General features: G+C 64.5%; 21 protein-coding genes. 8 read left to right on the forward strand and 13 right to left on the reverse strand.

The window, feature by feature from the left end:
• Positions 1–8: 8 nt before the first annotated feature.
• The 4 genes from ABID58_RS21970 to ABID58_RS21985 form a co-directional block, all read right to left on the reverse strand.
• Positions 9–503, reverse strand: coding sequence for a type II 3-dehydroquinate dehydratase (locus tag ABID58_RS21970; RefSeq protein ID WP_148752220.1), 495 nt, complete (start codon positions 501–503; stop codon positions 9–11).
• 31 nt (positions 504–534) lie between these two features.
• Positions 535–1,815, reverse strand: coding sequence for a TRAP transporter large permease subunit (locus ABID58_RS21975; RefSeq protein ID WP_148752222.1), 1,281 nt, complete (start codon positions 1,813–1,815; stop codon positions 535–537).
• Between the two features lie 61 nt (positions 1,816–1,876).
• The gene (locus ABID58_RS21980; protein WP_354034544.1) at positions 1,877–2,386 is read right to left on the reverse strand and encodes a TRAP transporter small permease; all 510 of its coding nucleotides are present in this window, start codon (positions 2,384–2,386) and stop codon (positions 1,877–1,879) included.
• Positions 2,387–2,460: 74 nt separating this feature from the next.
• Positions 2,461–3,480 carry a TRAP transporter substrate-binding protein gene (locus ABID58_RS21985; RefSeq protein ID WP_354034545.1) on the reverse strand — a complete coding sequence of 340 codons (1,020 nt, stop codon included), beginning with the start codon at positions 3,478–3,480 and terminating at the stop codon, positions 2,461–2,463.
• A gap of 229 nt (positions 3,481–3,709) precedes the next feature.
• Between ABID58_RS21985 and ABID58_RS21990 the strand changes: the two genes are divergently transcribed.
• On the forward strand, positions 3,710–4,369 hold the full coding sequence (locus tag ABID58_RS21990) for a GntR family transcriptional regulator (protein WP_148752228.1): 660 nt from the start codon (positions 3,710–3,712) through the stop codon (positions 4,367–4,369).
• 36 nt (positions 4,370–4,405) lie between these two features.
• Positions 4,406–5,281 (forward strand): SMP-30/gluconolactonase/LRE family protein, encoded by an 876-nt coding sequence (locus tag ABID58_RS21995; protein ID WP_354034547.1) that lies wholly within the window; start codon positions 4,406–4,408, stop codon positions 5,279–5,281.
• Here ABID58_RS21995 and ABID58_RS22000 read toward each other — a convergent pair.
• A complete protein-coding gene (locus ABID58_RS22000) occupies positions 5,278–6,093 on the reverse strand; it encodes a hypothetical protein (protein ID WP_354034548.1) in 816 nt (271 codons plus the stop codon). The two genes, ABID58_RS21995 and ABID58_RS22000, sit on opposite strands and share 4 nt — an antisense overlap.
• Before the next feature lie 188 nt (positions 6,094–6,281).
• Between ABID58_RS22000 and ABID58_RS22005 the strand changes: the two genes are divergently transcribed.
• On the forward strand, positions 6,282–6,854 hold the full coding sequence (locus tag ABID58_RS22005; protein WP_148752232.1) for a helix-turn-helix domain-containing protein: 573 nt from the start codon (positions 6,282–6,284) through the stop codon (positions 6,852–6,854).
• On the opposite strand, the gene ABID58_RS22010 is transcribed toward ABID58_RS22005, so the two are convergent.
• Together ABID58_RS22010 and ABID58_RS22015 are read right to left on the reverse strand one after the other, a co-directional pair.
• On the reverse strand, positions 6,851–8,845 hold the full coding sequence (locus ABID58_RS22010) for a primary-amine oxidase (RefSeq protein WP_354034549.1): 1,995 nt from the start codon (positions 8,843–8,845) through the stop codon (positions 6,851–6,853). The two genes, ABID58_RS22005 and ABID58_RS22010, sit on opposite strands and share 4 nt — an antisense overlap.
• A 14-nt stretch (positions 8,846–8,859) precedes the next feature.
• Positions 8,860–10,056: a serine hydrolase domain-containing protein gene (locus ABID58_RS22015; RefSeq protein ID WP_354034551.1), complete on the reverse strand. Its 1,197-nt coding sequence runs from the start codon at positions 10,054–10,056 to the stop codon at positions 8,860–8,862.
• Positions 10,057–10,238: 182 nt separating this feature from the next.
• On the opposite strand from ABID58_RS22015, the gene ABID58_RS22020 reads away from it, so the two are divergent.
• A complete protein-coding gene (locus ABID58_RS22020; protein WP_354034553.1) occupies positions 10,239–11,222 on the forward strand; it encodes a helix-turn-helix domain-containing protein in 984 nt (327 codons plus the stop codon).
• Positions 11,223–11,228: 6 nt separating this feature from the next.
• Here ABID58_RS22020 and ABID58_RS22025 read toward each other — a convergent pair whose 3' ends face one another.
• From ABID58_RS22025 to ABID58_RS22045, 5 genes are all read right to left on the reverse strand, one after another.
• Entirely contained in the window at positions 11,229–11,894 is a 666-nt protein-coding gene (locus ABID58_RS22025) for a methionine ABC transporter permease (protein ID WP_354034555.1), read from the reverse strand.
• Positions 11,884–13,002, reverse strand: a complete 1,119-nt coding sequence (locus tag ABID58_RS22030) for a methionine ABC transporter ATP-binding protein (RefSeq protein WP_354034556.1) — start codon at positions 13,000–13,002, stop codon at positions 11,884–11,886. Before ABID58_RS22030 ends, ABID58_RS22025 begins: the two co-directional genes overlap by 11 nt.
• 251 nt (positions 13,003–13,253) lie before the next feature.
• The gene (locus tag ABID58_RS22035; protein ID WP_354034558.1) at positions 13,254–14,696 is read right to left on the reverse strand and encodes a DASS family sodium-coupled anion symporter; all 1,443 of its coding nucleotides are present in this window, start codon (positions 14,694–14,696) and stop codon (positions 13,254–13,256) included.
• Between the two features lie 105 nt (positions 14,697–14,801).
• Positions 14,802–17,399 carry a diguanylate cyclase gene (locus tag ABID58_RS22040; RefSeq protein WP_354034560.1) on the reverse strand — a complete coding sequence of 866 codons (2,598 nt, stop codon included), beginning with the start codon at positions 17,397–17,399 and terminating at the stop codon, positions 14,802–14,804.
• Between the two features lie 126 nt (positions 17,400–17,525).
• On the reverse strand, positions 17,526–18,332 hold the full coding sequence (locus ABID58_RS22045; RefSeq protein WP_354034562.1) for an enoyl-CoA hydratase/isomerase family protein: 807 nt from the start codon (positions 18,330–18,332) through the stop codon (positions 17,526–17,528).
• 122 nt (positions 18,333–18,454) lie between these two features.
• Here ABID58_RS22045 and nthA point away from each other — a divergent pair, with 122 nt between their 5' ends.
• The 3 genes from nthA to ABID58_RS22060 are packed head-to-tail and all read left to right on the forward strand — an operon-like array spanning position 18,455 to position 20,123.
• A complete protein-coding gene (gene nthA, locus ABID58_RS22050; protein WP_354034564.1) occupies positions 18,455–19,090 on the forward strand; it encodes a nitrile hydratase subunit alpha in 636 nt (211 codons plus the stop codon).
• On the forward strand, positions 19,087–19,746 hold the full coding sequence (nthB, locus tag ABID58_RS22055; protein WP_354034566.1) for a nitrile hydratase subunit beta: 660 nt from the start codon (positions 19,087–19,089) through the stop codon (positions 19,744–19,746). Before nthA ends, nthB begins: the two co-directional genes overlap by 4 nt.
• A complete protein-coding gene (locus tag ABID58_RS22060; RefSeq protein ID WP_354034568.1) occupies positions 19,746–20,123 on the forward strand; it encodes a nitrile hydratase accessory protein in 378 nt (125 codons plus the stop codon). The genes nthB and ABID58_RS22060 overlap by 1 nt, the downstream gene beginning before the upstream one ends.
• Positions 20,124–20,221: 98 nt before the next feature.
• On the opposite strand, the gene queC is transcribed toward ABID58_RS22060, so the two are convergent.
• Positions 20,222–20,935: a 7-cyano-7-deazaguanine synthase QueC gene (gene queC, locus ABID58_RS22065; protein WP_354034571.1), complete on the reverse strand. Its 714-nt coding sequence runs from the start codon at positions 20,933–20,935 to the stop codon at positions 20,222–20,224.
• 126 nt (positions 20,936–21,061) lie between these two features.
• On the opposite strand from queC, the gene mazG reads away from it, so the two are divergent.
• Positions 21,062–21,922 (forward strand): nucleoside triphosphate pyrophosphohydrolase, encoded by an 861-nt coding sequence (gene mazG / locus ABID58_RS22070; protein ID WP_354034573.1) that lies wholly within the window; start codon positions 21,062–21,064, stop codon positions 21,920–21,922.
• Positions 21,923–22,012: the final 90 nt, after the last annotated feature.

Raw genomic sequence — 22,012 nt, forward strand, 5'->3', positions numbered from 1 at the left:
CTCCTGGCTTACGCCTGACCCGCAGCCGCAAGCCCGTGCAGAGCCGGCGGGATTGTTGCAGGCAATTGTCCGAGCTTTTGGACGGCCGCGAGCATCGCGGCGAGATAGCCGTATGGGCCCAGCCCGCAAATGACGGCCGCGCAGGCGCCCGATGTGATCGAATGGCGGTGAAGCTCGTCGCGCGCGTGGATGTTGGAGATATGCAACTCGATCTTCACGCCCTCAAAAATCTTCAGCGCATCGATCAGCGCGATCGAGGTGAAGGAATAGCCGGCCGGGTTGATGATGATCGCATCCGCCTTGCCATGAGCGGACTGGATCAGGCCGACGAGCTCGCCCTCCATGTTGGACTGGTGGAACGAGATCGAGGCGCCGAGCAGGTCGGCCAGCGCCTGGCAGCTCGCCTCGATCTCCTGCAGCGTCGTCCGGCCGTAGATATGCGGCTCCCGGATGCCGAGGAAATTGAGATTGGGCCCATTGAGGATCATGATTTTCGCGGCCATTGCCCTGCTCCGTTCCGTTATGTCCGATACACTAGCCGCCGAACCACTTGGCCGGGATCGTCACCAGTCCCGGGAACAAGACCATCGCGAACAGGACGATCAGCTGCGCGATCATGAAGGGCCAGACACCCTTGATGATGTCCTCCATGCTGATCCTGGAAACACCGCAAACGACGTTCAGCACCACACCGACCGGCGGCGTGATGAGGCCAATCGCATTGTTGATGATGAAGAGCACGCCGAAATAGACGGGATCGATATGCGCGGCCTTGATGATCGGCATCAGGATCGGCGTCAGGATCAGGATCGTCGGCGTCATGTCGAGCGCGGTTCCGACGATCACCACCACGACCATGATTGCGAGCATCAGCAATGTGTTGTTGCCCATGAATGGCTTCAGGAGATCAACGACCTGTGCGGAAATCTCCGATACGGTGATGAGCCAGGAGGACACCAGCGCGGCCGCGACCAGGAACATCACGATGCTCGTCGTCACCGCGGAGGAAACGAACACCTCATAAAGCTGAGACAGCTTCAATTCACGATAGATGCAGGTCGCCACGAACAGCGCATAGACGGCGACGACGACCGCGGCTTCGGTGGGCGTGAAGATGCCGAAACGCAGACCGACCACGATGATGACGGGCAGCATCAGCGCCCAGAATCCGTCGATGACAGCCTTCATGATCTCGTGCAAGGAGGCTCTCGGGGGTGGCGTCAGGTTCTCCTGCCGCACCACCCAGGCCCAGGCGAGGCAAAGCCCTGCTCCGAGCAGCAACCCGGGTACGATGCCCGCCAGAAACAGTTTTGAGATCGAGACGCCGGCGGCGACGCCGAAAATGACGAACCCGATGCTGGGCGGAATCACGGGGGCGATGATGCCGCCGGCTGCCACAAGGCCCGCCGCATAGGACTTCTTGTGTCCAGCCGCCACCATCATCGGCACCAGAAGGGCCGCAAGCGCCGCGGCGTCGGCCGCGGCCGAGCCCGACAGCGAGGCGAGAATGCAGGACGCCAGGATCGTGACGTAACCCAGTCCGCCGCGAAAATGCCCGACTGCAACGAGCGCGACATTGACGATGCGCTTGGCCAGGCCGCCCTTGTTCATGACCTCGCCTGCGAGCATGAAGAAGGGAATGGCCATCAGCGGAAAGCTGTCCGCGCCATTGATGACGTTTTGCGCCACGATTTGGGCGTCGAACATGTCGATCGTGCTCATCAGAGCCACGCCGCAAACGATCAGCGCGAAGGCGATCGGCATGCCGAGCGCCATGGCGCCGAGCAGCGAGAAGGTGAAGACGGCAATCGTCATGGCATGGTCCTGGTGGTTTGCAGGATGCGCGTGCCAAACGGCAAGATTCGGTGCGGCAACATCAGTGCTCTTCCGATTCCTTGATGGCCACCATGTCGGCTTCGCTGGCCTGCCCAGCGAGGACACGGAAGAGGTCGTAGAGAAGGATCACCGCTGCCGACGCGCCGAAGATCACGCCAACGGCGTAAAAGATACCGAGCGACAGGCCGGTCGCCGGCGCCCGGTCGTCGATGTTGATGATGGTCTGCCGCCAGCTGCCCGAGAGCAGCAGCCAATCGGCAAACAGCATCAGGCAGTAGTTGGCGACGAAGCAGATGCGCTTGCCGGAGGCTGGCAACATCCGGACCAGACTATCGACGCCCAGATGGGCGTGCTCGCGCAGCGCGACGATGGCGCCGAGGAAGGTCAGCCAGACCAAGAGCCAGCGCGACAGCTCCTCGGAAATCGCGATGCCGGAGTTGAAGCCGTAACGCAGAACGACGTTGCCGAACACCAGCACGACCATGACCGCAAGACACGCGGCAATGACGGCCTTCAGGAAGCTGCAATAGAGGTCAAGAGCTCGCGCCATGCGTGACGTCCGGGCAAATGAGGGGTGAGCAGGCCATTGGCCGGCTCCGCCGCCCGCGTGATGAAAGAAGTCGGCTACTTCACGTCCTTGCGGATACGCTCGACTTCGTCGTTGAAGAGCTTCACGGTCTCGGGACGAAGACTGGCAGCAATCTTGTCCGCGACCGGCTGCGACGTCTTGCGCATGCGCTCGGTCTCCTCGGGAGCGATTGCGTTGTACTGCATGCCCTTGGCCTGCAATTCCGCCAGCGCTTTTTCGGTCTGAAGGCGCGTCTGCTCCTTCTGGTAGCCGCGGCTCTCTTCATAGGCCTCCCGCATCAGGCGCTGCTCGGTCGGCGACAGCTTGTCCCAGAAGATCTTGCTCACCAGAATGATGTTCAGCGTGAAGGTGTGATTGGTGGCGGAGACGAATTTCTGCACTTCGTAGAATTTGTTGGAGAGAATGACCGTGTAGGGATTCTCCTCGCCGTCGACGGTGCGGGTCTCCAACGCCGAATAGAGCTCGCCGAAGGCCATCGGGACCGGATTGGCCTTAAAGGCGCCGAAGGTCTCGAGATAGACCGGGTTCGGAATCACGCGAAGCTTGAGGCCGCTGAAATCCTCGAGCTTGGTGATCGGGCGAGTGCTGTTGGTGACGTTGCGGAAGCCGAGGCCCCAATAGCCGAGGCCGATCAGCCCCTTCGACGGCAAGGTATCGAGCATTGCCGCGCCGAACTTGCCGGTCGCGAGCGCATCGGCCTGCTCGGTCGTGTTGAACAGGAATGGGAAATCGATAAGACCAAATTCCGGAACGACCGTCGCGAGCGATGTCGTCGAGGCCGACAGCATCTCCTGGGTGCCGCCGCGCAGCGCGGATTGCTGCTGCAACTCGTTTCCGAGCTGTGAGGCCGCGAACTCGCGGACCTTCATCTTGCCCCCGCTCTTCGCCAGCAGGATCTCGGCGAATTTCCGTACGCCAAAGCTGACGGGGTGGTCGGTGTTGTTCAGGTGCCCCCACCTGATCGTCCGCTCCTGGATGTCATCCGCGGCGGATGCGCCGACCGTCAGCGCCACGCAGATCGCCGTCGCCGACATCGCCCGTACCAACAAGCTCATCGTTTCCTCCCTGTTCCCTCGGGCACGAACGGCGGCTTAAGCGCTCATTTTTCCGTACCCTCAGCTTATTCAGACATCATAGATATATTTTCATGTCAAACGACATTATCAATTTCATATGAGATTTCTATAGACGTTAGATGTTTGGAGTCTGCTATAGTGCTGGCAACATTGACGGTTCGCCTGCAGCAAGGGCGAACGGCGGTCCGGACAATCGGGATCAGAAGGCATGACGGCACTCGAGGAACGGCCTTTGTCGGCGGGCGACAGCGGCTATCAGCGCATCCGCTCCGACATCATTTTCGGCGTGCTGACGCCCTCCGGGCGTCTCAGGCTCGATGCGATGAAGGAAGACTACGGCGTCAGCATCTCGACGCTGCGTGAGATCCTCAATCGCCTCACGTCCGAGGGGTTCGTGGTGGCCGAAGGCCAGCGCGGATTCGAGGTGGCGCCGATCTCGATCCAGAACCTGCGCGAGCTCGCCGATCTGCGCATCCTGCTGGAGCACCATGCCATGGCCGAGTCGTTCCGCGCCGGCGATGTCGAGTGGGAAGGCCGCGTGGTCTCGGCGCATCACAAGTTGGCTGCGACCGAGCGCACCGTGCTGAGGGAGGGCGACGATCCCGAGCTGCGCAAGCGCTACGACGGCGAATTCCACCAGGCGCTGATTTCGAGCTGCGGGTCGCGCGAGTTGATGCATACCCACGCGGTCGTGTTCGACAAATACTTCCGCTATGCGCTGCGCTATCGCGGCACGGAGACGATCAACCAGCACAAGGCGCTGCTGGAATGCGCGTTGAAGCGCGACATCAAAAGCGCCCGGGCCGTGCTGAGCGAGCACATCGATGGCTGCGTCGCGCATGCCCTGTCCTCCTGGAAGGACGCCTGATCGCCCTCGCCTGCCCGCAAGATCCAAATCGTCGACATGACCATGAATTCGATTTCCTCTGGCAAGGTCGAGACCGCAATCGCCAGCACGGATATCCTTGGCGAGACGCCATTGTGGTGCGACCGTTCCCGCAAGCTGTGGTGGATCGACATCGACGGCAGGCTGCATCAGTCCTTCGACCCGGCGACGGGCGCCCATCACGTGACCTCCTACGATTGCCAATTCCTCGGCAGCCAGGCCCTGGCGGCAGACGGTTCGCATCTGCTCGCGCAGGATTTGACCCTCCACCATCGGCAGACCGTCATCGACGTCGAATACGGCCTCGACAACCGTCTCAACGACGGCCGGGTCGACGCCCGTGGCCGGCTGTGGATCGGCACCATGGACAATCAGCTGCATCGCCCGAATGGGGCGCTCTATCGCGTGACCGGAGACGGACAGGTGGCACGCATCTTCGGCGATGTCATCGTGACCAACGGGATTGCGTTCTCGCCTGATAATCGCACGCTCTATTTCACGGACACCCGGCGATACCGCACATGGGCGTTCGACTTCGATCTCGATGACGGCGTGATCCGCAACAGACGCCTGTTTGCGGATTACGGCGCCTCGCACGAGCGACCCGACGGCGCCTGCGTCGACGTTGCCGGCGGGCTCTGGACGGCATTCTTTTCGGGCGGCCGGGTGGCGCGCTATCGGCCGGACGGGACGATCGACACGGTCATTGCGCTGCCGGTCACCAATCCGACCTGCCTTTGCTTCGGAGGCAGCGACCTCAAAACGCTGTTTGTGACGACGGCGCGGAAATTCCTGGATCAGCGGCAGCTCAGCGTCGAGCCTCAGGCGGGTCATGTCCTTGCCATTCACGGCGTCGCGCAGGGTCTGCCGGAACACCGTTTCCTGACCGGTTAGCGCAGCGGCAGCAGCTCGAGCTGGCTCTGCGCCTTCTTGACGGCTGCCGCGTACCAGCTCTGGCTCGGCGCCTCCCTGGCGAAGCATTTGGTGTAGGCGTCCATCGCCTGGTCTTCCCTAGCCATGGAATCCTGAGGGACCTTTTTGGCCATCATCTGCTTCCAGACCTTCTCGCAGGCCGGGATCTCGGCCGTTTTCACGGCCTCGGTTGCGGCGAGGAAGAACACCTTCTCGCCCTGGATCGCGACGACGTCGATCTCGTGCGGCGGCCCTTTCAGGTCGCCATTGCCGCGCACGCCGAGCACGGCGATTGCGGCGCTCGCGGATGTGGGTTTGATGATCGGCAGCTCGGCATATTTGGCGAAGGCGGAGTCCTGGATCGCTTGATAGTAGAAGCGCTCCGACCTAGACGCCGCATCGATCTCCTGCGGCATGCCGTCCTCGCGGTGCTCGCGCAGCCAGTGCTTGAGCAAAGTGGTCGTGGTCACCACGGCCTGAAGCTTGTCGCCCTCTGAGGCGAAACCGAGCCCGTCGAGATGGCCGAAGCCCGAGTCGCCCTTGAACAGCGTGTCGGCGTTCGATTTGCCCTCTGCCGGCAGCCCCTTGATCGTGACGGGACCGACCAGGCCGCGCAGCATCCCGGTCAGCTCGTTGAGCGCCGCATCGTGCTGCTTGAAGGTTTCATCACTCTCCTTGGCTTTGGAGAATTTTGCGATGTAGCGGTCGCGCAGATCGAGATAGTGCTGCTCGGGCGTGGCCGCATGTGCGGGCGCGGCGAAGGCGAGCAGGCAGAGCAAGGCAAGCGATCTCATTGCAAATTCCGGAAGGCTGGGAGCGATCTCCAGTCTTTGTGACCGTGCAGGGTCGGAAGGTTCATCCTGCTCGGCCCGAGAACGAATCCTTCACCATGCCTGCCGGGTTCGATTGAGCGCAGGGAACCCGAGAGGTAAAATCGGCTGCAGATTCTTCAGCAAGTGCCGGGCATCCGGGAGCGACGTCCATGAGCGAATTGCGCGCTGCGACCAGGCAATCCACGGCGAGGACCGGGATCATCGAATTTGACGGCGCCAGGGGCACCGTGAGCATTCCCTGCACCATCGCGGACGTGTCCGGCACCGGCGCACGGCTGAAGCTCGACTGGTCGCTGGCGTTCCCGAAAGAGGCCACGCTGGTCTTTGCCGACGGCTTGCGAAAGACCTGCCGCGTGGCCTGGCAGAAGCGCCGCCTGCTCGGCGTCGCGTTCGCCGATGGCGTCGCCAGCGCGGATGAGCAGGCGCTAATGATGACGGAGGAAGAGCAGGCCTTGCATAGGCAGCATATTGGCGCTCAGGTCAAAGGCGCGCGCGAGGCGCGTGGCTATACCGAGGCCCAGATTGCGAACCTCGTCGGCGTCTCGCCCGAGTTCGTCTCACGTGCCGAGAGCGGTGAGATCAGCATCCCTCTGCACCAGCTTACCCACATGGCCGATCTGCTGCTGGTCGATCTCGACAGTCTCGTGGCAGGCCCGGCGTCGATCGCAATGCCGCCGGCCGGGCTGGGCGCCAGCGACAAATTCGAGCCCCTCCTCCGCTAGCCCTTGTGGCAGCACGAGGCGCCGTCCGCGTTCTGCGGATCACCGGCCAGCACGCTGCGGCTGTTGCGCTCCGGCGGGATGTCGCCGGCGGCGTTGGCCGCGAAGAAGCCGGTCGGCTTCAGCGTGAAGCCGGCATACTCGACCGGCATGATCGGAAAATCCTCGGGCTTGCAGATATGGGTGTGACCGAAGGAGTGCCACACCACGATATCGGTGTTCTCGATGTTGCGGTTCTGCGCAGCGTAGCGCGGTAAGCCATCGCCGCCGGCATGGTTGTTGGGATAATCGCCGCTGGCGTATTTTTCGTCCCGATCGAACGCGGTGACCCAGACATGCCTGGTCGCGAAGCCGCCGCGCTTGCGCACGTAGCTGCCCTCCTGGGCCAGCATCAGCGGGCTCGGATTGACGACGAGCTTGTAGGCGGGCGCATTGCCGACCGAATTGGTCTCGTTGGGATTGCTGATCTTCCAGAACCGGCCGGTCTCGCCATTGGCGATGGCCGCGGCATCGCGCTCGCGTGACAGCACGCGCGTCGTGGTGTCGAACGCGTTGCCGTGCGGATTATCATGGCCCCAGGGTCGGGGCACGAAATCGTGCTCGCTGACGGTGTTGCCGCCGCCGTCGAGGTCCATGTGCAGGCGCACGTTGAAGAAGTGCTGGTGCGTCGGCCCGCCGAGATTGTCGTCGACCATGCCGCCCCATTTGTACTTTTCGCCCGGCTGCACGGCGGCGGTCTGGATGATGCCGGTGAGTTTTGTCTCCAGCTGGATCGTGCCGTCCTGGTAGAGGTACCAGTAGAAGCCGTAATCGTAATTGCCGACGGTGGCGAAGAACGAGATCACGAGCCGGCGGGATCTGCGGACCTCGAACAGGCCGTTGCGGAATTCGTAGTGTTTCCAGGCAATTCCGTAGTCTTCTTCATGCATGCAAATGGCGTTCTGCATGACGAAGGGTTTTCCATTGTTGTCGGCGGCCGGCACGTCGAAATAATGGATGTTGCCGAGGCAGTCGCAGCCGAGCTCGAGCGCATTGGCGAGCGTGCCGAGCCCGTATTCGCCGGCATCGAACGCCGACTTCCAGAAATGGTTCGCGGTCGGATCGGCGTAAGGCACCACCATCTCGGTGACGCTGGCGCGATGGATCAGCGACCGCTTGCGCATCCCGTCCTGATAGCCGAGCTGATGCAGCACCAGCCCCTCGCGCGGCGTGAAGCCGACGCGAAAGCTCCATTTCTGCCAGTCCACCTTCCAGCCATCGACGCGAAAGCTCGCGCCCTCGGGCTGCTCGATATGCAGCGGCTTGATATCGGTGCGCGGATTGGTGGCTTCATGCGGGCCATAATTCCGCTTCTTGCGCGGGATCGGCACGATCGGGTCCGCATCGGTGAGATCGATGACCTTGCCGCCGATCAGGTCGACGACGGCGACCACGCCCTCGATCGGATGGGCGTATCCGTTGTCCTGGAGCTGCTCGCGGAAAAAACTGACGGCGCGAACGATGCGCGCGCCGCGCTCATACGCGAAATCGAAGAAGCCCGACGAGAACGGATCGACCTGGACCAGCTCGATGTCCTTGTCGGTGAGGCCACGCCGAACCATCGCCTTGCGCCAGCCCGGATCGGCCTTGACCACGGCCTCGCACTTGAAGAATTCCTCGAGCATCACCGACGGCTGCCCATAGGGCGCCTCGCGGTTCGGAACGACCTTCCGCACGACGATCTCGCTGTTTACGAGATCGACGATATGCTCGATCGCCTCGCCCGTCACCACGTCGAGCGTCAGCGCGAAGGCGCGGCGCGGCGTCCCGCCTGCGGCCAGCTCCTGCTTGGTCGGCTCCTCCAGCCGAACCGTCGGAAAGCGGCAGTTTTCCGGCGAGGTCGCCGCGGCACGCACCAGCGTGCAGGCGGCGGTGATCTCGTCTGCCGTTAGCGGATCGAGTGGATGCGGTGCGGCGGTTTGCATCGACGATTTTTCTTTGACGGTATCGAGCATGTGATGTCCTGACGTCAGCGCGGAGCTAGATGTGTCGTGATGGCGCGGAAGGCCGCGAACCAGCGTTGGTCGATCGGGACGTCCATTGCCTTGGGCTGCGTCGCGAGCTTGACGATGACGATGTCCGAATCGAGATCGACATAGAGGTGCTGGCCGTGAATGCCGATCCCGGTCAGCGCGTTGCGCTGCGGATCGATCGTGAACCATTTGCTGCGATAGCGCGCGCCCGGGAAGAACTCGGCGAGGTCACCATCGGCCCACGCCTTGGTGTCGCCGTTCTCGCGGATGTCGTCGATCCACCAGCCCGGTACGATCTGCCGCCCCTCCACCACGCCGCGATTGCGCATCATCTCGCCGAAGCGCAGCAGGTCGCGCGCGGTGACGGAGATACCGCCGGCGAGGCGGCCCATGCCGTGGCTGTCCAGCGTCAGCGAGCCGTCCTCCTCGGCGCCCAAGGGCTGCCAGAGATACTCGGAGAGGATGCGATGGTAGGGCATGCCGCAGGCGCGCTCATAGACCCAGCCGAGCACCTCGGTGTTGGTGGAGACGTAGTGGAACACCTTGCCATGCGGCTTGCCGGTGCCGCGGAGCGTGGCGAGATAGGTCCGCTGATGGCCAGGCTCGACGCCGGGCGGTGGCACGTCCCAGCCTGACGAGAAGCGGTAGCGCGCGACGTCGCCGGCCGGGTCCTCGTAGTCTTCTTCGAATTGGATCGCGACCGTCATGTCGAGGAGATTGCGGACCGTGCAGGTGCCGTAGACCGAGGTCTCGAGCTCCGGCACATAGCGCACTACCCTCGCCTCCGGATCGACCAGGCCGCGCGCGGCCAGCACGCCGCCGAGCGTGCCGGCGACCGCCTTGCTGATCGAGCAGATCAGATGCGGCGTGGTCACGCTCATGCCGTCGCCGTACCATTCATGGATCAGCGTGCCTCGGTGCATGACGAGTAGCGTATCGGCAAACGTCTCGCGCAACGTGGCTTCGATGGTGGTCGCCTTGCCGTCGGGCGCGGTGTAGCCGAGTTTTGCCAATTCGCGCGGCGCGCTCGCGATAGGCGTCGGATGTGCCGACCGGCGGATTTCGGCGGTCGGCAGCACTTCGCGGGTGTGGGTAAAGCCCCAGCGGATGGCTGGAGAGCTGCGCCAATTGGCACGGGTTACCTGGGCCTCGGGCGCGGGCGGGCTGCCGCGCATGATCTCGGTCGGTCGCATCTCGATCCCTCCGCAGGACGTGATTCCGGCCCCGATGCCGGGAATGGCAATGGGAAGACTGCACGCCGGCCCCATCGGGCGTTATCGAGATCCGGCAATATTTTGCTGGACAGGCGCGATAGCCATGCCAGTCTGGCGTGGTTCTTGCTGGCTGCTCGATTACCGGATTCCGACGTATTGTCATGGCCTTAAGCGCAACTCTTCCGATTCAAGACTCGGCTGCCAGCCTGTTTCAGGCGAATAGCAACGATGTGGACGAGCATTGCGCGGCGCTCGGCCGCTGGCGGCTGAGCTACGACCAGATCAGTGCCGGCGCATTCGCGGGAAGCTTTACCCAGCTCTCCCTGCCGCGCGTCGAGGTGTTTCGCGAGATCACCAGCCAGCAGGTCCGCCAATACGGCCAGCTCGGTGCCGGCAGCTTTGGCATCGGCCTGCGCTGGCACGGCGACGGCGAGATCAATTGCAACGGCGCCAGCGTCGCAGGCACCCAGGTGATCGCCTGCATCGACGCCGAGGTCGACATGTGCACGCCGAAAGCGTTCGAGTTTCGCGGCGTCGTCACCAGCGCGGCGCTGATCGAGGAGCTGGCTGCCAACCTCGACATCGAGCTGCCACGCGCGGTCTGGCACCAGCTGCGGGCGATGGAGATGGCCGATGCGCCGGTCGCGCGGCTGCGCCAGCTTCTCACGGCGATCCAGGAGACGATCATAAGCGCGCCCGGGCGTTTCGACGATCCGGCCGCCCGGCAGGCGCTGGAAGATGCCCTCCTCGTCGAGATCATGGACATGCTGCCGACGGCGCGCTCTGCCGATCCCGGCCGCAGCGCTGCAGCGCGCAAGCGCACCGTCGACCGCGCCCGCGCGCTGATGCATGGCAGCGGCGACCGCTCCCTCTCCCTGCTTGAGGTCTGCAAGACCGTCGGCGCCAGCCCACGCAAGCTCGGCTATTGCTTCCAGGAAGTTCTGGGCACGAGCCCGATGCATTATTGGCGCGCGATGCGGCTGAACCGGGTCCGTCGCGACCTCAAGCGCGGCGCCGGGACGTCAGTCTATGACGTCGCCGTGCAGCATGGCTTCTGGCACTTCAGCCAGTTCTCGCTCGACTACAAGCGCCACTTCTCCGAGCTTCCCTCGGAGACGTTGCGGCGCGCGAAACTTGCCGCCTGACTCCTGTCAGCGGTGCCGCAGCCGGCGGTTGACCCGGCGAGCCAGATAATCGCCGGCGCTCTGGACCAGCTGCACCAGCGCGATCAGCACGACCACGACGGCCAGCATCATCTCCGGCATGAAGCGCTGGTAGCCGTAGCGGATGCCGAGATCGCCAAGCCCGCCGCCACCGACGGCGCCGACCATGGCGGAATAGCCGAGCAGGCTGACGACTGCGAGCGTGAGCGCCAGCAGCAGGCCGGGCAGCGCCTCGGGGATCAGCACCTTGAACACGATCTGGATCGGCGAGGCCCCGAACGAGGACGCAGTCTCGATCAGGCCGCCATCGACCTCGCGGATCGCGGCTTCCACAAGCCGCGCGATGAACGGCGCCGACGCGATCGTCAGCGGCACGATCGCCGCGGTCGAGCCGATCGAGGTGCCGGCAATCAGCCGCGTAAACGGGATGATGGCGACCACCAGGATGATGAAGGGCGTGGAGCGCGTCGCATTGACGACGATGCCAAGCACGCGATTGACGGCGGGAGCTGCGAACAGCTCGCCCTTCCGGCTGGTCGCAAGGAAGACGCCGAGCGGCAGGCCGAAGGCGGTGCCGAGCAGTGCCGCGATGCCGACCATGTACAGGCTCTCGAAGGTCGCCTGGATAATCAGATTGACGAGTTCAGGCGACATAGCCGAGACGCTCCGCCGAGAATTGATATTGAGACAGCCAGGCCAGCGTGCGCGTTGCCGCGTCTTCGCTGCGAGAAATGCTAAGAGGTATGCCGAGCACCAGCGATCCCACGTGCTGGCCGCCGACCTCGTCGATACGCGCCGACAGCACCGAGACATCGAGACCGAGCTCGCGGGCGAGCCGGGCGATCAGCGTGTCGCCGGCCCCTGCCCCGCGCACCTGGACACGGATCACGGCTTGGCTGCCCGGCTCCTGCACGATCCGGCTGGCCAGCGAGACCGGCAGGCTGTCGCCGGTGACCTCGGCCAGGAAGGACTGCGTGATCGGGTGTTTGGGGTGGATGAAAATATCGGCGACGTGGCCGCCCTCGACGACGTAGCCGGCATCGAGCACGACGACTTCCTTGGCGAGCTGGCGCACCACGGACATTTCATGGGTGATCAGCACGATAGTCACCCCGAGCTCGCGGTTGATGTTGGCGAGCAGGTCGAGGATGGCGCGCGTGGTCTGCGGATCGAGCGCGGAGGTCGCCTCGTCCGACAGCAGCACGCTCGGCCGCGTCGCCAGCGCCCGGGCAATGCCGACGCGCTGCTTCTGGCCGCCGGACAGTTCTGAGGGGTAGCGGTCGTGCTTGTCGGCGATGTCGACGAGGTTGAGCAACTCGGCCACCCGCGCGCGGATGTCGACTTTTGACCAGCCGGCGATCTCCAGCGGCAGCGCGATGTTGTCAGCCGCGGTGCGCGACGACAGCAGGTTGAAGTGCTGGAAGATCATGCCGATCGAGCGCTGCGCCAGGCGCAAGTCCCGCCCCGTGAGCGCCGAGATATCCTTGCCATCGACGACGACGCGGCCCGTCGTGGGTTTCTCGAGGCCGTTGATGAGCCGGACCAGGCTCGACTTGCCGGCGCCGGAGCGGCCGATCACGCCTGTGATGGAACCGCGCGCGATCTCGAAGTCGATGCCTTGCAGCGCGTTGACGCCGGGCTTGCCGCGATAGGCCGGATAGGTCTTCGAAATATTCTCGAACCGGACCATCGCCTCCGGCTGAGCCGCGGCGTCTTGGATCTCGACCGGCTCTCCGATCACCAGCGATGGGTGCGCATTCATGGAAGCGGCTTTCATGCACGATATTTAGCTCGTCCGCCCGGAAGGCGCACGAAAACAAGGTCTCTCGCTGTCCAAGCGACGGAGGGTGGAACAAGGCAGTCGCCCAACGGCGACGCTGCGCTGCAACACACCATCGCCTTTTCCGGTCTTTCTTGCAATTTCAGATATTTGCGGGGAGTTGGGCGAAGTTTTCCCAATCCCCCGGCTGGAAAGAAAATTCATCTGCCGGGGGTATCCGCCTGCGGCAGAGCTCACCGGACCATTGCTAGCCAGGGCATCACAATCACAAGTAACCCGGCGAAATAAAGCAGTCCGAAGATGAGCCCAAAACCCCAGAACTGGCGCTTTCCGATATAGCCGCTGCCGTAATACATCGGCGCCGGCCCTGTCGCGTAAGGCGAGATCACGCCCATCAGGCCGAGCGAATACATGCAGAGCGCGGCGAGCGTCGGGACCGGCAGATCGGGGATGCCGGAGCCGACAGCGAGCACCACCGGCAGCACGGCCGCCGCATGCGAGGTGATGCTCGAGAAGAAATAGTGGATCCAGAAGAACAGCGCGACCAAGAGGATCATCGCGGTCGATGGCGTGAGCCCTGTGAGCGGCTTGGCGAATTCATTGGAGAACCATTTGATGAAGCCGATCTCGTTCAGTCCCGAAGCCAGCGTCAACAGCGAGGTGAAATAGAAGAAGACCTCCCAGGCGCTCTTCTCGCTGACGATGTCGGCGAACTCGATCACGCCGGTGACCAGCATCAGCGAGATAACGATGAAGACGACGGTCGTGGCATTGACGAAGTTCGAGCCGAGCAAGGGTACGTGGATGTCCGGGCTCGAGCCCGCGATCCACAGGAACATCGCGAGGATAATCAGCACCAGCATGATCCACTCGTTGCGCGACATCGGCCCCATCTCCGCGAGCTCCTTCGCCGCCCATTCGGAAATCTCGGGGCTGCGCTTCACCTCCGGCCGGCAGATCGCGTAGCTGAGCAGCGGCACGAGGATCATCAGGAGGATGCCGAGCGGCGCGAAGCCGATGAACCACTGGCCCCAACTGACATCGACGCCGACCGTCTTCTTGGCGATCGCGAGTGCTGCTGCGTTCGGTGCCAGCGCAGTGAAGAACAGCGAGCTCGTGATCGCGGTCGCCGCGAAGGCTGTCCACATCACGTAAGTGCCGATCTTGCCGGCGGTCGGTCCCGGTTCGGAGCCGTAGATGCGCGGGATGTTGCTGATGATGGGATAGACGATGCCGCCGCTGCGCGCGGTGTTGGACGGCGTTGCGGGTGCAAGCAGGAAGTCCGACATCGCGACCGCATAGCCGAGGCCGAGCGTGTTGGTGCCGAGGCGCCGCACCAGCACCAGCGCGATGCGCCGGCCAAGCTGGCTCTTGCGATAGCCGATCGAGAACACGAAGGCGCCGACGATCAGCCACACCGTGCTCTCGGCAAAGCCGGCGAGCATCCAGCGCAGCGATTTGCCGGGATCGGCATCGATATAGCCGCCGACGCCGGCGACCGTCAGCCCGATCAGGCCGACCGCCCCGACCGGCATCGATTCCAGGATCAGCCCGGTGATGACGGCCGCGAACACGGCAAAATAGTGCCACTGATTGACGTTGAGACCTGCCGGCACTGGCCACAGATAAATCGCCAGCCATACCACCAGCGGCGCGATCAGCTTCCAGCGATGCATTCCCGGTCCCTCCCGCGGCGCGCGCGGGATCGCTGACCGAGCCGCTGCCGCCAAAGCCTGTTACGGCACAGATCGGCGGGCGTTTCAATGCCTGCGCGAAGCCGCCTAGCCGTCTGTCCCCGTCTTGGCGAGCGGCGCCGGCGGTGCCATGAGAGAGCGGCGGTCGGATTCGACGACGCGGTTACGGCCCTGCCCCTTGGCCTGATACAGCGCAGCGTCGGCGGCCGCCACCAGCATGTCGCCCTTCGGCACATGGAGTGGCGTCACGGCCAGGCCGATCGACGCCGTGATGTTGCGCAGCGGCGCGCCGTTGGGGATGTCGACATGCATCGCCCTGACAGCATCGAGCACGGCATTGGCGCGCGCGAGTGCGGCATCGATATCGGCGCCCGGCATCAGCACCAAAAATTCCTCGCCGCCGAAGCGGCCGACGATATCGGTCTTGCGGATCGTCTTCTCGAGCACAGTGCCGAGCTCACGCAGCACCGCGTCGCCGGACTCGTGGCCAAAGGTGTCATTGATCTTCTTGAAATGGTCGACGTCGATGATCAAAAGCGCCATCGTCTCGCCGGTGCGCATCGAACGGCCGGATTCACGCGCCAGCGCGTCCTCGAGGAAGCGGCGGTTGTAGAGCCCGGTGAGCTGGTCGCGGATGGCCTGGCTGCGCAACTGCTCGCGAAGCTGCAGGTTGGCGAGCGCCAGCGAAATCTGCTCGGCCAGCATCGTTGCGAGCTGATCGGTATCGTCGGCAAACGACGTGCCGGCGGCCTCGCGATAGAGCACGCCGAGCAGCGTGTTCTGCGCGATCAGCGGCTGGCAGAGGTAAGTGCCGATTCCGGCCTCGCAGCAGGCGTGGCCGCAGACGAGGCCCTGGCTCGCCTCCGAGACCGGGAACTTGGTGCCGCGGCGCAACGCCCAGCAATCGTCGAGAGCGAATGCCTGCGCGGTCGAGGTCACCTCGCCCCAGCGCGGCCCGCGGGTCACGCCGTCGCGGGCATCGTTCATCAGGTACAGCGCACCGGCCTCGTCGGGAAACAGGAAGCCGGCATAGGTTTCCACAGCCGCAAAGATCTCGTCCGGCTTCTGGCAGGACTGGAGCACGCCGGAGAGTTCGGTCAAAAGCGCGATTTCCTTGGTGCGGATCTCGGATGCCTTCAGCGATGACGTCAGCCGCGCGTTGGTGTCCTGCAATTGCCTGGCATGCTCGGCGCGTTCGGCTTCCGCCAGCATCACGTCGGTCTTGTCCTGGACGATCCAGAGGATCTCGCCCTCGCCGCCGCGCCCCGAGGGCAGCGGCTTGCCATAGGCGTCGATCAGGACCGTGGAGCCGTCCTTGCGGCGCAGGTGAAGCTGCGCGGCGCTCGCCATCGCGCTGTCGCGGATCTTGGTCAGCGTCGCGCCGAAGACCTGACTGTCGGCGTCGGATGCGAGCAGCGATTCCACCGTTTCGTTCTGGAGCTCGTCGGACGATCGTCCGCACAACTCGGCGACGCGCCGGTTGCTGCGCAGGATCTTGTGCCCGCGGGTGAACAGGATGCCGGCCAGGGGATTGTCGACCAGTGCGCGCTGCTCGGCGTCGAGCGCCATGAGGTTCCCAAACAGCCGGCGCGAGCGGAGGCCAATGCCCGCAATCAACGCGATCAGCAGCGTGATCACGGCTCCGCTGGCGAGCACCAGATCAGGCACGACATGGTCGACCGCATAGATCGATCCCGGCCGGGCATTGAACACGAGGCGCCAGACCCGCTCGCCGACGACCAGCGAACGATCGGCCGCGACGCCGCCGGGCTCGGCGACTTGCGAGACCAGGCTGACGTTCGGCTCGGTGCTGTTGTACATCAGCGTCGAGGCCGCGGTCGGGTCCTCCGCCTCGCCGCTCATGGTGCCGTCCCTGGCCTGCTTGGCATAGCCGCGATCGACGATCTGCACCTGCATCTGCTGCAGCGAGCGCGGATCGAGCACGCCGCGCATCAGATCGTTCATGCGATAGACCGAGGCGACGAAACCGCGCAATGCGGCAACGCGCTGCGACGGGGTCTGCGCCGGCTCGCCCGCGCGATAGATCGGTGCGCGCAGGATGAAGCCGAGGCCGCCCGAGCGATCCTGCACCAGCTTGACCGGCGGTGTCGCGACGATGCGGCCCGTCTCGGCCGTGCGCCGCAGGGAATCGAGTTGCGCCGGATTGGCTGCGGCGTCGAAGCCGAGCGCATCCTCATTGCCGCGTATCGGCTCGACGAATTCGACGATGTCGTAGACCGCGCGCTTGCCGGGCGGCTTCAGCGCGAAATCGGGCTGGCCTGCGGAATCCACGCTGCCGTCGGCGCGCACTTCGGCAAGGAATGCGTCGAGACCGTCTGGTGTGACATGACGGAGCGCTTGCAGCGCCTGGAAACCGGGATAGCGGCGGCCGAGGTCGAGCACGTCGATGTAGCGGCGGAACTGCGCCCGGTCGACGGTGCCGCCGATCGAGGCATAGAGCCCCTGCATGCTGACCAGCACCTCGGCATGGGTGCGCAGGCGTTCACCGACGGCTGCGGAGATATCGGCGGCGTCGGCGCTGAAGCGGCGCTGCATGTCGGCGGCAAGCATCCTTTCGGACAGCACGCGCGCCGCGAAGGTCAGCGAAAGCCCAACAACGAGAATGGCACCGGTCGCGGCGATGGTTCGCGTCCGCGCCGATCCCAACATGCCCCGCAATGCCATGGCTGCAATCCCTTAACCACAAGCGCCCACCCCTGGGCAGAAACATGCGGGGTGGATATCGCAGGCGGCATTGAGAATGGGTTTGCGGCGCGTCTCTCCTGCGCAAAGCGGTAAAGAAAGGGTTGGCTACCTTCCTCTAAACTTAGGTTTGCGCCGCGTCAGGAACGCTTCGACGCCCTCCTTGTGGTCTTCGCTGAGGCTCGCCAGCGCGAACTGGTCGATATCCATGTGGCTGGCGAGATCGTCGAGCGCATGCGCGAGCCGGTTGACGGTCAGCTTCGTCATCGCGACCGAGAGCGGCGGCTGTGCGGCGACCTTCCACGCGAGCTCCATCGCCGCGTCGAACGCCTTGCCGGGATCGACGACCTGCTCCACCAGGCCCCATTGATAGGCCTCGTCAGCCGAAATGCGCTCGTCGGCCAGGATCACCGCCTGCTTGGTGCGGGCCGGCCCCATCAGATGCAGCATGCGCGGGATGCTCTGCCAGCTCATGTTCATGCCGAGCCCGATCTCGGGAACGCGCAGATGCGCGTCGCTGCCCATCACGCGGAAGTCGAGCGCGACCGCCAGCGCCACGCCGCCGCCGACGCAAAAGCCTTCGATCGCAGCGATGGTGATCTGCTCCATCTCATGCCAAGCATGGGTGAGCCGCGGCCCGAGCTTGAGATGCCGCCGCAGCGCACCAAGATCCATCTCCTTGCGCGAGCGCCCTTCGGCGTCCTTCAGGTCGAAGCCGGCGCTGAATGCGCCCGCATTGCCCGTCAACACCACGGCGGTCGTCGCCGCATCATCCTCGAAGCTGCGCGCCGCCGCCGTGAGCTGGCGCATCGCCTCCGGCGACAAGGCGTTGATGCCATCATGGCGGTCGAACCGCACCACCGCGATCCGCCCCTCGGGACCGAGGCCCTTCTCGATCTTGACGAAGTCCTTCATGGCGCGTCTCCGAAGCTGATTTTTGCCTGATCGTAGCGCACAAACGGCGTCACGAATACGTGGCTGGATTGCGCTGCAACGAACCCTCGACAGGCAGGGAAGGTTTCGCTTAATCTTTCGCCATGAGCCACGATCACGACCACCATCATCACCACGACCACGATCATTCGGAACTGTCGGAGACCGAGCTGCGCGTGCGCGCGCTCGAGACGATTCTGACCGAAAAAGGCTATGTCGAGCCGGCCGCGCTCGACGCCATCATCCAGGCCTACGAGACCAAGATCGGTCCGCATAACGGCGCGCGCGTCGTCGCCAAGGCCTGGAGCGATCCGGCGTTCAAGAAGGCGCTGCTGGAGGACGGCAGCAAGGCGATCGGAACGTTCGGCCATGTCAGCCGCGTCGGCGACCATCTCGTCGTGGTCGAGAATACGCCCGAGCGTCACAACATGGTCGTGTGCACGCTGTGCTCCTGCTACCCCTGGGAAATGCTCGGGCTGCCGCCGGTCTGGTACAAGGCCTCGCCCTACCGCTCGCGCGCGGTTAGGGATCCGCGCGGCGTGCTTGCCGATTTCGGCGTGACGCTGCCGACGGACATGGAAATTCGGGTCTGGGATTCCACGGCAGAGACGCGCTTCCTGGTGCTGCCGATGCGCCCCGCGGGCGCGGAAGGCTGGAGCGAGGAGCAGCTCGCCGGCCTCGTTACGCGAGACTCGATGATCGGTACGGGATTCCCCAGGACGCCCGGAGCCCCGTCGTGAACGGCGTGCACGACATGGGCGGCATGGACGGTTTTGGCAAGGTCGAGCCCGAGCCGAACGAGCCGATGTTCCACGAGGCGTGGGAGTCCCGCGTGCTGGCGATGGTGCGCGCGATGGGCGCGGCCGGCGCGTTCAACATCGACACCTCGCGCTTCTATCGCGAGACGCTGCCGCCGCATGTCTACCTCTCCAGTTCCTACTACAAAAAATGGTTCCTCGGTCTCGAGGAGATGCTGATCGAGAAGGGCTACCTCACCCGCGAGGAAGTCGCCGCCGGCCATGCGATGCAGCCCGGCAAGGCGCTCAAGCATGGCAAGTTCGACCTCGCCAATGTCGAGCGCATCATGGTGCGCGGCAAGTTCGCCCGCCCAGCGCCTGCGCCCGCCAGGTTCAGGATCGGCGATCGTGTCCGTGCGAAAAACATCCATCCGACCACGCACACACGGCTGCCGCGCTATGTGCGCGGGCATGTCGGTGTGGTCGAGCTGAACCACGGCTGCCAGGTGTTTCCGGATTCGGCGGCGATGGAGCTCGGCGAGAACCCGCAATGGCTCTACACGGTCGTGTTCGAAGGCCGCGATCTCTGGGGCGCGGATGGTGATCCGACCTTGAAGGTGTCGATCGACGCGTTCGAGCCGTATCTGGATCCGGCGTGATGAGCAGCAAGGCTGCTGCCGCCGCGACGGCGGCCGTTCCGAGCATTCCGCGCGATGACGACGGCCCGGTGTTCCGCGCGCCCTGGGAAGCGCATGCCTTTGCGATGGCACTGACGCTGCACGACCGCGGCGTGTTCACCTGGCCGGAATGGGCCGCAGCATTGGCCTCCGAAATCAAGCGCGCGCAGGCCGCCGGCGACCCCGACACCGGCGAGACCTACTATCTGCACTGGCTCGCGACGCTGGAAGGGCTGGTGGCGCGCAAAGGCGTCGCATCGACGGAGACGCTGCATCGCTATCGCGACGCCTGGGACCATGCGGCGGATCGCACGCCGCACGGCAAGCCGATCGAGCTGCGGGACGAGGATTTTCGGTAGGCCTCCGTCATTGCGAGCGGAGCGAAGCAATCCAGAATCTCTCCGTAGAGGCAGTCTAGATTGCTTCGTCGCAAGGGCTCCTCGCAATGACGGCGGAATTACCTTCCCGCCACAAACTCCTGCCACCCCTTCGCCCGCAAGCTGCACGCCGGACACTCCCCGCAGCCATAACCCCACTCGTGCCGCGCGCCGCGTTCGCCGAGATAGCAGGTGTGCGACTGCTCGCGGATGAGATCGACGAGTCCCGCGCCGCCGAGGTCATGCGCCAGCTTCCACGTTGCGGCCTTGTCGATCCACATCAGCGGCGTATGCAGTTCGAACTTGCGGGCCATGCCGAGCGAGAGCGCGGCCTGCATCGCGCGAATGGTGTCGTCGCGGCAATCGGGGTAGCCGGAATAGTCGGTCTCGCACATGCCGCCGACGATGTCTGTGATGCCGCGCCGGTAGGCCAGTGCCGCGGCGAAGGTCAGGAACACCAGATTGCGGCCGGGCACGAAGGTGTTGGGCAATCCATCGGCGCCCATCGCGATCGCGACATCGCGCGTCAGCGCGGTCTCGGAGACAGCCGCCAGCGTCGGGATCGACAGCGTATGGCTCTCGCCAAGCTTTGCGGCCCAATCCGCGCGAAGACCCTTGATGCCCTCGAGCAACTGGTCGCGGCAATCGAGCTCGACAGCGTGGCGTTGCCCGTAGGCGAACCCCAGCGTTTCCACGCGCGCAAATCGGCTCAGCGCCCAGGCGAGGCAGGTGGTGGAATCCTGGCCGCCGGAGAACAGCACCAGCGCGGTTTGTGATGAAAATGCGTCACTCATGGCCCGCGCTTTAGCACTGCGGAAGCGGCCCGCCAATCGGTGGAAATTGGCCTGTTCCGCATGCCGGTGCTGGGATCGGCGGCCCGCTTTTGGCATAAGGTTCTGGACCCAGGAGACTGCCCCGCAATGACCCCTTCCCGCGACATTTCCCGCCTGATCGAGATCATGGCCGCGCTGCGCACGCCGGTGACCGGCTGCCCCTGGGACCTCGAGCAGAATTTCGCGACCATCGCGCCCTACACGATCGAGGAAGCCCATGAGGTGGTGGACGCCATCGACCGCGGCGATCTCGACGATCTCAGGGAGGAGCTCGGCGACCTCCTGCTGCAGGTGGTGTTCCACGCCCAGATGGCCTCGGAGCGGAACGCGTTTGCATTCGGCGATGTCGTCGAGGCCATCACCCGCAAGATGATCCGCCGTCATCCCCACGTCTTCGCCGACAAGGACGGCAATCTCGCCGCCTCCCACGTCAAGGAAGTCTGGGACCGCATCAAGGCCGAAGAGAAGGCCGAGCGCGCCGCGCGCCGGCCGCCGGAGGCAACGCCGCCGCATAAATCGCTGCTGTCGGGCGTCAAGGCCGGCCAGCCCGCGCTGACGCGCGCCATGGAGCTGCAGCGCAAGGCCTCGACCGTCGGCTTCGACTGGAACGATCCGCGCGCAGTCTTGCAAAAGATCCGCGAGGAAGCCGACGAGATCGAGGCGGCGCTCGACCGCAACGACAAGCGGGAGATCGCAGAAGAAACCGGCGACCTGATGTTCGCCCTCGTCAACCTCGCCCGCCATGTCGACGCCGATCCGGAAGCCGCGTTGCGCGCGACCAACGCGAAGTTCGAGCGGCGCTTTGCGTTCATCGAACGGGCGCTGGAGGCGCAGGGCCGGACATTGGAGCAGGCATCGCTGGCGGAGATGGATGCGCTGTGGAACGAGGCGAAGGTTGACGAGCAGAACGCTCCTGCTGCCCAGAGCAGCAATGGAGCGCGCCGCTAGAGCGTTAGCCCATCTGACTGAATCGTTGGGGATTCACAAATCAGCGTTTTGGTGATTCAAGCTACCCGCCGGGACGGGAGGCCGGCGGGC

This window comes from Bradyrhizobium sp. S3.2.6 (assembly GCF_040546885.1).
GTDB classification, from domain to species: Bacteria; Pseudomonadota; Alphaproteobacteria; order Rhizobiales; family Xanthobacteraceae; genus Bradyrhizobium; species Bradyrhizobium cytisi.

Bases quoted from the DNA above. Each gene is read 5' to 3' on its own strand.
- ABID58_RS21970 (WP_148752220.1), bottom strand. From the start codon at position 503: ATGGCCGCGAAAATCATGATCCTCAATGGGCCCAATCTCAATTTCCTC.
- ABID58_RS21975 (WP_148752222.1), bottom strand. From the start codon at position 1,815: ATGACGATTGCCGTCTTCACCTTCTCGCTGCTCGGCGCCATGGCGCTC.
- ABID58_RS21980 (WP_354034544.1), bottom strand. From the start codon at position 2,386: ATGGCGCGAGCTCTTGACCTCTATTGCAGCTTCCTGAAGGCCGTCATT.
- ABID58_RS21985 (WP_354034545.1), bottom strand. From the start codon at position 3,480: ATGAGCTTGTTGGTACGGGCGATGTCGGCGACGGCGATCTGCGTGGCG.
- ABID58_RS21990 (WP_148752228.1), top strand. From the start codon at position 3,710: ATGACGGCACTCGAGGAACGGCCTTTGTCGGCGGGCGACAGCGGCTAT.
- ABID58_RS21995 (WP_354034547.1), top strand. From the start codon at position 4,406: ATGACCATGAATTCGATTTCCTCTGGCAAGGTCGAGACCGCAATCGCC.
- ABID58_RS22000 (WP_354034548.1), bottom strand. From the start codon at position 6,093: ATGAGATCGCTTGCCTTGCTCTGCCTGCTCGCCTTCGCCGCGCCCGCA.
- ABID58_RS22005 (WP_148752232.1), top strand. From the start codon at position 6,282: ATGAGCGAATTGCGCGCTGCGACCAGGCAATCCACGGCGAGGACCGGG.
- ABID58_RS22010 (WP_354034549.1), bottom strand. From the start codon at position 8,845: ATGCTCGATACCGTCAAAGAAAAATCGTCGATGCAAACCGCCGCACCG.
- ABID58_RS22015 (WP_354034551.1), bottom strand. From the start codon at position 10,056: ATGCGACCGACCGAGATCATGCGCGGCAGCCCGCCCGCGCCCGAGGCC.
- ABID58_RS22020 (WP_354034553.1), top strand. From the start codon at position 10,239: ATGGCCTTAAGCGCAACTCTTCCGATTCAAGACTCGGCTGCCAGCCTG.
- ABID58_RS22025 (WP_354034555.1), bottom strand. From the start codon at position 11,894: ATGTCGCCTGAACTCGTCAATCTGATTATCCAGGCGACCTTCGAGAGC.
- ABID58_RS22030 (WP_354034556.1), bottom strand. From the start codon at position 13,002: ATGAATGCGCACCCATCGCTGGTGATCGGAGAGCCGGTCGAGATCCAA.
- ABID58_RS22035 (WP_354034558.1), bottom strand. From the start codon at position 14,696: ATGCATCGCTGGAAGCTGATCGCGCCGCTGGTGGTATGGCTGGCGATT.
- ABID58_RS22040 (WP_354034560.1), bottom strand. From the start codon at position 17,399: ATGGCATTGCGGGGCATGTTGGGATCGGCGCGGACGCGAACCATCGCC.
- ABID58_RS22045 (WP_354034562.1), bottom strand. From the start codon at position 18,332: ATGAAGGACTTCGTCAAGATCGAGAAGGGCCTCGGTCCCGAGGGGCGG.
- nthA (WP_354034564.1), top strand. From the start codon at position 18,455: ATGAGCCACGATCACGACCACCATCATCACCACGACCACGATCATTCG.
- ABID58_RS22060 (WP_354034568.1), top strand. From the start codon at position 19,746: ATGAGCAGCAAGGCTGCTGCCGCCGCGACGGCGGCCGTTCCGAGCATT.
- queC (WP_354034571.1), bottom strand. From the start codon at position 20,935: ATGAGTGACGCATTTTCATCACAAACCGCGCTGGTGCTGTTCTCCGGC.
- mazG (WP_354034573.1), top strand. From the start codon at position 21,062: ATGACCCCTTCCCGCGACATTTCCCGCCTGATCGAGATCATGGCCGCG.